This window comes from Streptomyces sp. Y1, from assembly GCF_041053115.1.
Taxonomy (GTDB): Bacteria; Actinomycetota; Actinomycetes; order Streptomycetales; family Streptomycetaceae; genus Kitasatospora; species Kitasatospora rubellomurina.
In genome coordinates, this window is record NZ_CP163445.1 from 659,179 (window position 1) to 670,946 (window position 11,768).

The following is an 11,768-nucleotide window of genomic DNA, read 5'->3' on the forward strand; positions in this document are numbered from 1 at the left end:
CGGCTCTGCGACTCTGCGACTGGCGCTTCTGTTCGAGAGCACTGCTCTCGTTTCGACGTGATTCAGCTTGGCACGCGCCGACACCGAAAGCAAGAGCAGTGCTCTCGCTTGTGTGCGGCGCTCCGACATGTGGCAGGCTGGTGCGCATGCCAGCGATCCGCACCGCCCGCGAACGGGCCCGCGAGGAACTCACCCGCGAGATCAAGCAGGAGGCCCGCCGCCAGCTCGCCGCCTCCGGCGCCCAGCAGCTCTCGCTGCGGGCCGTCGCCCGCGAGCTCGGCATGGCCTCCTCCGCCCTGTACCGCTACTTCGCCAGCCGCGACGAACTCCTCACCGCGCTGATCATCGACGCCTACACCGAACTCGGCGACGCCGCCGACCAGGCCCTCGCCGCCACCGAGGACGGCACCCCCCGCGAACGCTGGCGGGCCGTGTGGCACGCCGCCCGCGACTGGGCCCGTGCCAACCCGCACGAGTACGGCCTGGTCTTCGGCACGCCCATCCCCGGCTACGCGGCACCCCAGGCCACCATCGAACCGGCCGGCAGGCTGCCGCTCGCCCTGCTCGGCATCGTCCGCGAGGCCCCCCTGCGCGCCACCCCGGCCGAGCCCGCACCGCCGGGCGACCTGCCCGGACAGCTCACCGCCCTCGCCGCCGCCATGGCCCCCGGCCTGCCCCCACTGGCCCTCGCCCGGGCGGTGTCGGCGTGGGTCCAGCTCATCGGCCTGATCGGCGTCGAACTCCACGGCCACCTGGTCGGCGGCTTCGAGCCGGCCGACGACCTGTTCGCCTGGACGGCCGAGCAGACCGCCGAGGCGATCGGCCTCTGACGCCGCCCCGCCCCCTGTCGGCCCCGCACGCGCGTCCGCCCGCCCGGGAGGTGCTCCCGGACGGGCGGACGCGGACGCCGCGGGCCGCCGCTACATCGGCTTGGGCCGGATCATCGCGAACGGCGCGCCCTGCGGGTCGGCGACCACCGTCATCCGGCCGGCCATCATGTCGAAGGGCGCCGCCAGGACCGTCCCGTTGCGCTTGACCACGGCGTCGACGCTGGAGTCCACGTCGTCGACCGCGAAGTAGGACAGCCAGTGCGCCGGGGTGCCGGGCGGGTCGTTGGCGAGCAGCGAGGCGCCGCCGACCGCGCGGCCGCCGACCATCAGCGACCAGTACTCGGCGCCCTCCATCTTCTCGATCTCGATGCCGAAGGCCTCGCCGTAGAACCCGGTGGCGCCCTCGATGTCGTCGGTGTGCAGCTCGTTCCAGGTCAGCGCGCCGGCCTCGTTGACCACCACGGCGCCGGAGAAGTCCACGGCCTGCCAGATGCCGAACACCGCGCCCTGCGGGTCGGCGGCGACCAGCATCCGGCCGAGCGTGCCCACGTCCAGCACCGGGACCAGCAGGGTGCCGCCGGCGCGGACGATCGCCTCCTGGGTGGCCTCCGCGTCGGTGGTGGCCAGGTACGTCGTCCAGACCGTGGGCGGCTCCGGCATCCCCTCGGGGGCCGTGGCCGGGCCGATGCCGGCGGCCGGCTTGCCGTCGAGGGTGCAGACCGCGTACCCGCCGAACTCCGGCGGGCCGACCTGCCCCTGCCAGCCGAACAGGTCACGGTAGAAGTCCAGCGCGGCCTGCTGGTCCTGCGCCATCAGATCGATCCAGCACGGGGTGCCGGTCGGGTACGGGGTCGTGACGTCGGGCATGCTCGTCCCTTCCTGGGTGAGGTCCCCCGCCCGTCACCCTCCCGCCGCCGGACCGCCTCCGCCACCCGAAACGCCGGGCCCGCGGACGGTCACCCGCCGTTCAGGCGCTCGCGGCCCCGGGTTCGCCCACGACGACCGGGCCGACCGCGCCGCCCGCGCCGACCGGGGCCCGGCCTGCGGTCGCGGCCCTGCCGAGGACCCTGCGGGCGCAGAGCGCGGCCAGCAGCGCGGCGACGACGGCGCCCACCACGGCCGAGGCGGTCCAGCCCTTGCCGTCCGTCGCGACGGCCACCGCGATGACCTGCGCGAAGTACGTCCCGCCCGCCGCCAGCGCCGCCCGGCCCCGGCCCACGGACCCCGGCGACCGCTCCAGCCCCCGGGCCAGCACCACGCCCACCGCCAGCCCCGGCAGGGCGGCGTTCACCATGCCGAACACCGCGAGCACCGGCCAGAACGACAGCACGAAGGGCGCGCCTTCCAGCCGCTCCGGAAGGGTCGTCGCGACCAGCGCCAGGACGATGACCGTCACCAGCCCGACCGCCGCCCCCACCCCGTACCCGATACCGCGCCACACCACGGCCGACTTCGCGCTCATGTCGCTCCCCCTTCCCGCCCGGACCACGCCCGGCGCCGATCATGCTAGACCCACCCACCGACAGCCCCCCGGGGTGGTGGGCCCGGCGCGCGACCTGCGCCCTCGCACCGGAAAGCCGACGGCGGGCGGGCGCCCGGCAGCCGCCCGCCGAGCGGGTCTCGCCCGTACCGGGTTCACACGGAGTTCATCCGGCGCGGCGCCACATCTGCCGCTCCGGGGCCCGGCACGAATCATGCTGGCCCGCCCACCGGCCGACCCGCCGGAGTGGGTGGGCCCAGCGCGTGACCTGCGCGCCCGTACCCAAAAGGCGACGGCGGGCGGCTGCATCGCAGCCGCCCGCCGAGCGGGTCTCGCCTGTACTGGGTTCACACAGAGTTCATCTGACGGGGCGTCACACCCCGGCCGGCACCTTCGCGGCCGGCTCGGCGGCCGCGCCGCGACGGCCCGGCAGCAGCTGGTCGAGCGCCAGCGCGCCCGGCCCGGTGAAGATGATCAGGAAGAAGGCCCAGCAGAACATCGCGGCCGCCTCGCCGTGGTTCTGCAGCGGCAGCAGCGCGTCGCCCTGGTGCTCGACGAAGTAGGCGTAGGCCATCGAGCCGGAGGCGATCAGCGCGGCACTGCGGGTGAACAGCCCGCCGAGCACCAGGAGGCCCGCCGCGAACTGGATGAGCGCCGCCCACCAGTACGGCCAGACACCGAACTCGACGGTCTTGCCCTCCCCCATGCCCATCGAGCCGCCCCAGATGCCGAACAGGGACGAAGCTCCGTGGCCGAGGAACAGGAAGCCGGTCACGATCCTGAACAGGCCTATGACATAAGGCTTTGCGGTTTCGAGGTACTGGTTGACGACAGGCATGACAGACCCTTTCGGGGACAACGAACAGGGGTGCATCTGACGGGGCAGCAGCTTAGAAAGTCTTTAGTTGATCGCGCAACCGTTCGGGAAGGTCCGTTACACGGCCGGTCACACCCGTCAGGGCCGCGCCAAACCTGAATCCGAGCGGGATTCGCGGCCGCGACGGCCGATGCGGCAGAGTTGCCGCATGAGGGAGCGAAGCGAGCGAATCATCGAGAGGTGCGCGTTGCGCGAAGCGCCCACCGAGCGCAGCGAGGCGGGCGCATGAGGGAGCGAAGCGAGCGAATCATCGAGAGGTGCGCGTTGCGCGAAGCGCCCACCGAGCGCAGCGAGGCGGGCGCATGAACGCGGACACCAGCAGTCGCAGCCCCGAGCGGGCCGCCCCGTCGAGCCGACGGCGGCCGGTCCAGCAGCGCAGCCAGGAGCGGTACGGCCGGATCCTGGACGCCTGCGCCGGGGTGCTCGACGAGGCCGGGGCGACCGCGCTCACCACCAAGGAGGTCGCCCAGCGCGCCCAGGTGCCGATCGGCACGCTCTACCAGTTCTTCGCGGGCAAGGAGGACCTGCTCGCCGCGCTCGCGTCCCGCAACCTCGACCACTACCTCCAGCGGCTGGACGACCGGCTGGCGGCGGCCGCGCCGGTCGGCCCGGCCGCCTTCACCGACCTCGCGGTGGAGGAGTTCGTCGCCATGAAGCGCACCGTGCCGGGCTTCGGGCAGGTCGACTTCGGCCTCGCCGGTCGGGCCGTACCGGTCGGCGTCCGGGACGACCAGCACCTGCTGGACGCGGGCGTCGACAACAACACGGCCGTCGCGCTGCGCCTCCAGGCCCTCGGCGGCGAGCTGTTCGCGACCGGCGACCCGGCCGCGCTCACCCTCGCCCTGCGGGTCGCGCTGGAGGCCGCGGACGCCGTCCTCAAGCTCGCCTTCCACAGCGACCCGGACGGCGATCCGGCGCTCATCGCCGAGTGCAAGCAGCTGGTCCGCGGCTACCTGGCGCAACGGCTGCCCACCCGCTGAGACCGCCCCGGCACCACCGGGCCCCAGCGTTGCGAGGGCGCCCCGGGCGCAGCACAGTGGATAGCGAACCGCCCGCGCGGGCGGCCGCCACGACGCGACGCGAGGAGCAGACCATGCACGCAGCGGTAGGCGACCAGCTCCACATCCACAGCAGCCGGGTCGGCATGGTGGACCAGAAGGGCATCATCACCGAGGTCCGCGGTCCGAACGGCGAGCCGCCCTACCTCGTCCGTTTCGAGGACGGCCACCGGGGCCTGGTCTACCCCGGGCCGGACTGCAACATCGAGCACACCGGCGAGAAGGCGAGCCGCTGACCGACGCCCGAGCCGCCCCGGCCCGCGCGGGGCGGTGAGGCGCGGTGTCCGCACCGTCGACCCCGCTGCCCGGGGCACTCGCCGGGCTCGCGCCACTGCTGGACCACTACGGGTACCTCGCGGTGGCGCTGCTCGTGCTGCTCGACAACTGCGGCGTCCCGGTGCCCGGGCAGACCATCCTGGTCCTCGCCTCGGTCTACGCGGGCACCGGGCACCTGGACTTCACCGCCGTGCTGCTGATCGCGGCCGGCGCCGCGGCGGTCGGCGACAGCCTCGGCTACCTGATCGGCCGCACCGGCGGGCGGGCCTTCGTGCACCGCTGGGGCCGCTACGCGCTGATCACCCCGGAGCGGCTGGCCCGCGCCGAGGGGTTCTTCGCCCGGCACGGCGGCAAGGTCGTCACCGTGGCCCGGTTCGTCGACGGGCTGCGCCAGACCAACGGCATCATCGCCGGCACCACCGGCATGGCCTGGCGCCGCTTCCTGCCGTTCAACCTGCTCGGCGCCGTGCTGTGGACGGGCGTGTGGGGAGGCTTCGGCTACCTCGCCGGGGCCAACATCGGCGGCGTGTACCGGACGGCGATCCGCTACCAGCTCTGGTTCGCGATCGGCCTCGGCGTGCTGGTCGCGGCCTTCCTGCTGCGCCAGGTGCTGCGCTACCGGCGCCGCCGCCGCGCGGACGGCGACGCCGGCGGGCCCGGCGAGAACGGGGCGCCGGACGAGAAGGGGGAGCCCGGCGAGGCCGAGGGGCCCGAGGAGCCCGGCCGGCCCGGAGCGGCGGACTAGCTCCGGGCCGACCGGGGCTCAGGCGAGCTTCTGGCAGAGCAGCGCGTACGGCCGCGCCGCCCAGAGCTGCCACCAGGGCTGGGTGTAGGCCAGGCCCGCGGCGACCTCGTCGTCGGCGCACTGGCCCTTCGCGAAGCCGTACGAGAAGTCACCGCCCGCCGCGCCGGCGGGGCGGTTGTCGCCCTTGTCGAACCACAGCGTGCGGGTCGAAGTCCCCAGCGGGGCCGCGGACTTGGCGCACAGCGCGCCCATCGTCCGGCCGTTGCGGCTGTAGCCGGTCAGGACGGAACCGGCCGGGCACTGGGCCTTGGCGTAGCCGGGCGCCCAGTCGGTGGACACGTAGGTGCCGCCGTGGTCGACGACGTAGGTGTGGTCGGCGTCCCACGGGTTCGCCCGGGTGACGTCCGTGCACAGGCCGTTGTCGCCGCCGTGGCTGAGCCCGATCAGCCGGGTGCCGTCCGGGCAGGAGGCCTTGAGTGCCTTCGGGTCCCAGTCCGGCCGGGTCTTCAGGTAGGCGGAGCGGTTGTCGTCGAACAGGCCGGCGCTGAGCGCGGGCCAGTTCACCAGGGGCGCCGGCGGCTGACCGACGCTCACCGAGGTGAGCGGCCACTCGCGGTGGAAGGCGAGGAAGGGCAGGTCCGCCGACAGGATCGGGGTGCCGAGGATCGCGATCCGGGCCATCAGTGCCCCGTTGATGTCGAGCCCGCCGTAGAGGGCCGCCGTGCCGTTGACGGCCGGCCCGCTGCCGCTTCCGGCGCCGGTGCCGCTTCCGCCGCCGGTGCCGTCGAGGACGACGGAGCCGTTGACCGCGGCCCGCAGGTACGGCTCGATGGACGCCTTCACGCCGACCGTGTCGTACAGGGCGATCGAGCCCTCGGCGAGCAGGCCGGCCCGGGCCGAGGCGGAGCCCCTGAGGTCGAGGTGCAGCGGGGAGACGGTGGAGCTCCCGGGGTCGGTGGTGGTGGTCCAGCCGGGGCCCTTGACGTAGTCGGAGTGGACGCCCCACTGGCCGTCGTACGCCTGCTCGGCGTCGATGGTGACGGTGCCGTCCGCGCTGACGTCGGCGGAGAGGGTGAAGGCCAGGTTGATCACGACGGGCAGCGCCCCGACCATCACCACGGGGCTGGCGCTGTAGGTGGCCAGCGGGATCCGGATCGGCGTGGTGCTTCCGGTGAGACCCGCGGAGACCCGCCAGTCCGCGTGCGCGCCCAGGGTGAAGCCGATCCTGGCCTGCTGGGGGTCGATCAGGCCGGCGCCGCCCTGGTAGGAGAAGTCGATGGCCGGGCGGAGCGACACCGAGCCGGAGAGCTTCAGCGAACTTCCGTCCGGCAGCGGGACGTTGGCGTCGGCGCTCAGCCCCAGACTGCCGGACACCGAGCCCTGGCCGGCGGTCGCGCCGAGGTCGGTGGTGACCTGGACGCCGCCGAGCTGCGGGTGGACCTCGAAGCTGCCCGGGCTGACGGCGCTGCGCAGGCTGGCGCTGGTGCCGCCGAGCAGTTCGGGGAGGGTGGCCGGGCGAGTGGTGACGGCCACCTTCCCGTCCGCGGTCGGCTGCACGCCGGTGACGGCGACCAGCGCGCCGTGCGGGGCCGCCGGGGTGGGCGGGCTGTCGATCAGCTGCCCGGGCTTGACGGCGGACGCGGCGTCGGCGGACGAGCCGTCAGCGGGCGCGGCCTGGGCCGACAGGGACCGCGGGCCGGTCGTGGCGGGTGCGAGCACGGCGGTGCCGGTGGCCGCGTCGTACGCGGCGAGCGCGAGGCCGGGGGCGTCGGCGGCGGTGGCCGGCGCGCTGCCCTGCGCCGGGGTCGCGACGGTGGCCGGGGTCGTGCCGGAGGCCGGGGGTGCGAGCGTCGCCGACGACGCGGAGGGGTCGCCGGACGGGTCGCCGGACGGGGCCGGGGCGGCGGTCGCGGTCGCCGTCGTGGGGTGTCCGCAGCGGCCGGCGAGGCCGCCGCTCCGGTCAGGACGGCGCCGCAGAGGATGAGCACGCTGGTGGTGGCGGCGGCTGACAGCGTCAGCTTGCGCACGGTCACGTGGAGGGTCCCTTCGGGTCAACGGTGCTGGAGCAGTGCTGACTTGAGCTGAGGGAGCGTGGACCAGAGCGCGAGAAACAGCCCTGACCGGCGGGTAACATTACACTGACCGACCGCACGGTCGACAGGTCCGCGAACCTCCCGGTTCGCGAACACCGATATGCCATGACCCTGACACAAGGGCTTCCCCCGCCGTTCACACGACGGGCGGAATCCGCCGCCGGCGTCACAGTCGACGCCGGCGGCGATCCGACCGGACGGCGCCACCTAGCCCAGCGGGAACACCTCGAACGGCACCGCGAAGCGCGTCCCCAGCCGGCTGCCCGCGCCCCGGCCGAAGCCCTCCAGGAACTCGCGCGGGTCGGCCATCGCCCCGCCCGCCCCGCCCAGGCCAGCCAGGTACGCCTTGTGCTCCGCAAGCGAGGCTACGCCGAGCTCGAAGTGCTCGGTGGTGTCCACCGCGTGCCGCGACTCCGGGGAGGCGGCCGCCCAGATCTGCCGCACGCCGTTCCACGGCTCGTAGCCCTCGTCCACCAGCTCGCGGAAGACCCAGCGGTTGCCCGCGTCCCGCACGCCGTCCAGGGTGGCCCGGCCGACCGCGATGTGGTCGGCCTGGTTGAGGAACACCCCGCCGTAGGTGTCGCGAAAGTTGCTGGTGATCACGATGTCCGGGCGGTGCCGGCGCACCGCGCGGGCGATGTCGCGGCGAAGCGGCAGCCCGTACTCGACGACGCCGTCCCGGTGCCCGAGGAACTCGACGGTCTCGACGCCGACGACGCGGGCCGAGGCGATCTGCTCGGCCTCGCGCAGCGGGCCGCACTCCGCGGGGTCCATCGAGTCGATGCCGGCCTCGCCGCTGGTGACCATCACGTAGACGACCTTCTTGCCCTGGGACGTCCAGCGGGCGACGGCCGCGGCGCCGCCGTACTCCATGTCGTCGGGGTGCGCGACGACGGCCAGTGCGGTCTGCCAGTCCTCGTCGACGGGCTCGTAGGGCTCGGGGGCCTGCTCGGTCATGGTGTTCCGTCCTCGTGATCGTTCGGGCGTGCGGTGGTGACTCTAGAGGGCGGCGGATGTCGATGCGCCGTCAGACGCCCCCGTGCGACGGCGGAGTCGGGAACTCCGGCCCGGCCGCCGAAGTCGAACCGGGCGTGAACCGAATCCTGGTGCCGTTCCTGTACGGCGCGTTGGCGCTGCTCATCCTGGAGACGGTCGCCGTGGTGGCGGTGGCCGTCGCCGTCGCCCCGTGGCTCGGCGACGGGCTCTCGTGGCTGCCCCTGGTGCTCACGGTCGGCGCGGTGGCGTGGCTCAACGTGCGGGCGATCAGGGCGGTTTCACGCATGGGCACGGCCGGGGAGCGACTCCGGCGGCGGCGGGTGGCGCTGGCCGGGGCGACGCTCGTCCAGCTCGCGCTGATCGCGTTCGGCGTCCGGCACGGGAACACCCCGCTCACCGTGGGCCCGGTGCTGGTGCTGGTCGCGGTCGCGCCGCTGGCGAGCCGGGCTTGCCCCTGACCCGCGGGTCAGGGTTTAGCGTCCGGGCACCGCGCGGCCGACCGGCCGCCCGCCCGCTGCCCGACTCCCGAGGAGCGCCGCCATGGCCCTGCCCACCACCGCCCGCGTCGTCCGGCTGACCCGAAAGCCCCAAGGGCTGCCCGTCGCCACGGACTTCACCGTCGCCGAGGAACCGCTGGCCGCACCCGGGCCCGGCGACGCCGTGGTCCGCAACCGGGCGTTCCTGGTCTTCCCGGGGCTGCGCACCCTGCTCGGCGACGAGGGCGCGAACCTGCCGCTGCCCCGGCTCGCGCCCGGGGACGCGCTGTTCGGCCCGGCCCTCGGCGAGGTGCTGGCCGCGCCGGAGGACGGGCCGCTGCACCCGGGCGACCTGGTCGTCCACCTGCACGGCTGGCGGGACGCGGTGGTCGCGGACACCGGTCAGTTCACCGTGGTGGACCAGGAGTTCCCCGAGCCGCTGGCGCTGATCTCGGCCGCCTCGGCCGGCTACGGCGCGCTGACCCGCACCGCCGAGGTCCGCCCGGGCGACGTGGTGCTGGTGACCGCGGCGGCGGGCGCGGTCGGCTCGCTCGCCGGGCGGATCGCCCGGCTGCTGGGCGCCGGCCGGGTGATCGGCACCACCCGCTCGCCGGACAAGGCCGAGCGGCTGGTCGCCGAACTCGGCTACGACGCGGCGCTGGTGCCCGGCGCGGCGCGGCCGTTCGCCGAGCAGCTGGCCGAGGCGGCGCCGGACGGCGTGGACGTGGTGCTGGACCTGGTCGGCGGCGAGCAGTTGACCGCCGCCGTGGACGCGGCCCGGCCGGGCGCCCGGTTCGCCCTGGTCGGGGCCGTCGCCGGGCAGCTCGACCCCCGGCGCGGGGGCGGCAGCGCGCCGGCCGTCGTCGACACCTTCCGGATCGTCACCCTCGGCCTGAGCCTGCGCGGCTTCACCCTGCTCGACCACCCCGATCTGGAGGCCGAGTGGCGCGAACGGCTGGCCGGCTGGCTGCGCGCCGGGGAGATCACCTTCCCGTGGACGCCCGTGGCGGGCATCGATCGGGCGCCCGAGGCGTTGTCCCGACTGTTCACCGGGGACGGCTTCGGGACGACCGTCGTGGAGCTCTGACACCCCGTCGACAGATCGAGGGAGCGGGCATGCGGATCGGGGATGCGGCGGCAGCGGCGGGCACCACGCCCAGGGCGCTGCGCTTCTACGAGCAGCGCGGGCTGCTGCCGCCGCCCGCCCGGTCCGCCTCCGGCCAGCGCGAGTACGGGCCGGGAGAGGTGGCCCGGGTCCAGGTGATCCGGCGGCTGCTGGCGGCCGGCCTGACGGTGGAGGACCTGGCCAGCCGGGCCCGGCGGTTGGACGGGCTGTTCGCGGATCCGCCGCTGCGCTGCTCCGGCGATCCCGGTCCGGAGACCTTCGCGCCCGTCATCACCGCCCGGCTGGCCGCGCTGGACGAGGAGATCGCCCGGCTGACCGCCCTGCGGGCGCGGCTCGCCCAGCACGTCGCGACGGGGGGCGCGGACGTGCTGGGCGAGGTCGGGTAGGCCGTCAGCCGGGCTCGGGCGCGAGCCTGCCCTCGACCGGCTCGGCCGGGCCCGCCACGGCGGGCCAGCGGATCCGGGTGGCGCAGAGCGCGACGACCGCGGCCGAGGCGGCGACGGCGGCCATGCCCCAGGCCAGCCCGGCGCCGCCCGCGATGAACCCGATGACGGCGGGCCCGGCCAGCAGCCCGGTGGTGCCCGTCGCCGCGACCACCGAGAGCGCGTCCGAGCCCTCCCGGGCGGCGGCGACGTAGACGCAGGGCGTCACCGCCGCGACGCCGAGGCCGACGCAGGCGAAACCGAGCAGGGTCGGCACCACGCCGCCCGCGAGCAGCGCGAGGGCGAGGCCGCCGCCGGCCAGCAGGCTGCCCAGGCGGACGATCCGGCCGTCGCCGAAGCGGGTGCGCCAGCCGTCCGCGAAGAGCCGGGCGAGCACCATCATCACCGAGACCACGGCGATGCCCAGCGGGGCGAGACCGGCGCCCGCGCCCACCACGTCCTTGAGGTAGAGCGCCGACCAGTCGTTCATGGCGCCCTCGGTGACGGTGCCGAACACCATCGCGAGGCCCATCCAGAGCGTCGCGACGGCGGGCAGCGCCAGGCCCCGGCGCTTCTTCACCGCTCGCTCCGCGGGGGCGGCGCCCTCCTGCGGCCCGTCCGCGAGCAGCCCCGGCCGGGCGGCGGCGACCAGGGCGAGCAGCACCAGGACGGCCAGGCCGAAGTGCACCGCGATGGTGCCGGTGAAGGCGTTGACGCCGGAGGCGAGCAGCGCGGCCAGGAAGGAGCCGGCGCTGAAGGTGGCGTGCAGGCGGGACATGGTCGCCCGCTCGTACCGGGCCTCCAGCGCCGCGCCCTGCGCGTTCATCGCCACGTTCAGGCAGCCGACCGCGACGCCGTCGCAGAACAGCACCAGCAGGGTGACGGGGTAGTTCGGCACCACGGACAGCGCGAGCAGGATCCCGCCGAGGGCGAGCGCGGACAGCACCGACAGCAGGCGGGAGCCGAACCGCCGCATCAGCGCCGCGACCAGCGGGAACGACACCGCCGCGCCGATCCCGCAGGTCATCAGCAGCAGGCCGATCTGGGCCTCGCCCAGGCCCAGCCGGGCCTTGAGCGCGGGCACCCGGGAGACCCAGCTCGCGTACTGGAATCCGAGGACGAAGAACAGGGCGGCGATGGCCAGTTGGGACCGGCGGAAGTCGTCGCGTACGGGAGGCGTGTGCCGTGGCATGCGTATCAGCCCACTTCGGCTCTGGAGACGGGCCCGACGAACGGGTCGGTGGGGGGCGGGGAGGCTCGATGGAGCGGCATCGCCATGTAGACCGCCCGGGAGCCGTAGCTCTCCGGCAGCCCGATCCCGGGCCGGGCGCGGTAGCCCAGCGAGGCCCACAGCACCTCGGTGCCGCCCACGGCCACCAGCGCGACGGT

General features: G+C 75.0%; 13 protein-coding genes. 7 read left to right on the forward strand and 6 right to left on the reverse strand.

The window, feature by feature from the left end; genetic code table 11:
- Positions 1-146: 146 nt before the first annotated feature.
- On the forward strand, positions 147-830 hold the full coding sequence (locus AB2U05_RS02610) for a TetR/AcrR family transcriptional regulator (RefSeq protein WP_045711566.1): 684 nt from the start codon (positions 147-149) through the stop codon (positions 828-830).
- 90 nt (positions 831-920) lie between these two features.
- Here AB2U05_RS02610 and AB2U05_RS02615 read toward each other — a convergent pair whose 3' ends face one another.
- The 3 genes from AB2U05_RS02615 to AB2U05_RS02625 all read right to left on the reverse strand — a co-directional run bounded on the left by AB2U05_RS02615 (position 921) and on the right by AB2U05_RS02625 (position 3,148).
- Positions 921-1,697, reverse strand: coding sequence for a VOC family protein (locus tag AB2U05_RS02615; RefSeq protein WP_369182288.1), 777 nt, complete (start codon positions 1,695-1,697; stop codon positions 921-923).
- Positions 1,698-1,797: 100 nt separating this feature from the next.
- Positions 1,798-2,292 carry a hypothetical protein gene (locus tag AB2U05_RS02620; RefSeq protein ID WP_369182289.1) on the reverse strand — a complete coding sequence of 165 codons (495 nt, stop codon included), beginning with the start codon at positions 2,290-2,292 and terminating at the stop codon, positions 1,798-1,800.
- Positions 2,293-2,683: 391 nt separating this feature from the next.
- Positions 2,684-3,148: a DoxX family protein gene (locus AB2U05_RS02625; RefSeq protein ID WP_045700431.1), complete on the reverse strand. Its 465-nt coding sequence runs from the start codon at positions 3,146-3,148 to the stop codon at positions 2,684-2,686.
- 341 nt (positions 3,149-3,489) lie between these two features.
- Here AB2U05_RS02625 and AB2U05_RS02630 point away from each other — a divergent pair, with 341 nt between their 5' ends.
- The 3 genes from AB2U05_RS02630 (at position 3,490) to AB2U05_RS02640 (ending at position 5,266) form a co-directional block, all read left to right on the forward strand.
- Positions 3,490-4,167, forward strand: coding sequence for a TetR family transcriptional regulator (locus AB2U05_RS02630; RefSeq protein WP_369182290.1), 678 nt, complete (start codon positions 3,490-3,492; stop codon positions 4,165-4,167).
- Between the two features lie 113 nt (positions 4,168-4,280).
- Positions 4,281-4,481: a DUF1918 domain-containing protein gene (locus tag AB2U05_RS02635; RefSeq protein WP_045700427.1), complete on the forward strand. Its 201-nt coding sequence runs from the start codon at positions 4,281-4,283 to the stop codon at positions 4,479-4,481.
- A gap of 44 nt (positions 4,482-4,525) precedes the next feature.
- Positions 4,526-5,266, forward strand: a complete 741-nt coding sequence (locus AB2U05_RS02640; protein ID WP_369182291.1) for a DedA family protein — start codon at positions 4,526-4,528, stop codon at positions 5,264-5,266.
- An 18-nt stretch (positions 5,267-5,284) separates the two neighbouring features.
- On the opposite strand, the gene AB2U05_RS02645 is transcribed toward AB2U05_RS02640, so the two are convergent.
- Positions 5,285-7,321: a hypothetical protein gene (locus AB2U05_RS02645; RefSeq protein ID WP_369182292.1), complete on the reverse strand. Its 2,037-nt coding sequence runs from the start codon at positions 7,319-7,321 to the stop codon at positions 5,285-5,287.
- Between the two features lie 245 nt (positions 7,322-7,566).
- Complete coding sequence (locus tag AB2U05_RS02650) at positions 7,567-8,316, reverse strand: PIG-L deacetylase family protein (protein WP_045700423.1); 750 nt, start codon at positions 8,314-8,316, stop codon at positions 7,567-7,569.
- Positions 8,317-8,450: 134 nt separating this feature from the next.
- Between AB2U05_RS02650 and AB2U05_RS02655 the strand changes: the two genes are divergently transcribed.
- The 3 genes from AB2U05_RS02655 to AB2U05_RS02665 all read left to right on the forward strand — a co-directional run bounded on the left by AB2U05_RS02655 (position 8,451) and on the right by AB2U05_RS02665 (position 10,343).
- The gene (locus AB2U05_RS02655) at positions 8,451-8,813 is read left to right on the forward strand and encodes a hypothetical protein (RefSeq protein WP_369182293.1); all 363 of its coding nucleotides are present in this window, start codon (positions 8,451-8,453) and stop codon (positions 8,811-8,813) included.
- Positions 8,814-8,895: 82 nt separating this feature from the next.
- The gene (locus AB2U05_RS02660; protein ID WP_369182294.1) at positions 8,896-9,918 is read left to right on the forward strand and encodes an NADP-dependent oxidoreductase; all 1,023 of its coding nucleotides are present in this window, start codon (positions 8,896-8,898) and stop codon (positions 9,916-9,918) included.
- Between the two features lie 29 nt (positions 9,919-9,947).
- On the forward strand, positions 9,948-10,343 hold the full coding sequence (locus AB2U05_RS02665) for a MerR family transcriptional regulator (RefSeq protein WP_045700415.1): 396 nt from the start codon (positions 9,948-9,950) through the stop codon (positions 10,341-10,343).
- Positions 10,344-10,347: 4 nt separating this feature from the next.
- Here the strand turns inward: AB2U05_RS02665 and AB2U05_RS02670 are convergent, their stop codons facing one another.
- Positions 10,348-11,730: an MFS transporter gene (locus AB2U05_RS02670; protein WP_369182295.1), complete on the reverse strand. Its 1,383-nt coding sequence runs from the start codon at positions 11,728-11,730 to the stop codon at positions 10,348-10,350.
- Positions 11,731-11,768: the final 38 nt, after the last annotated feature.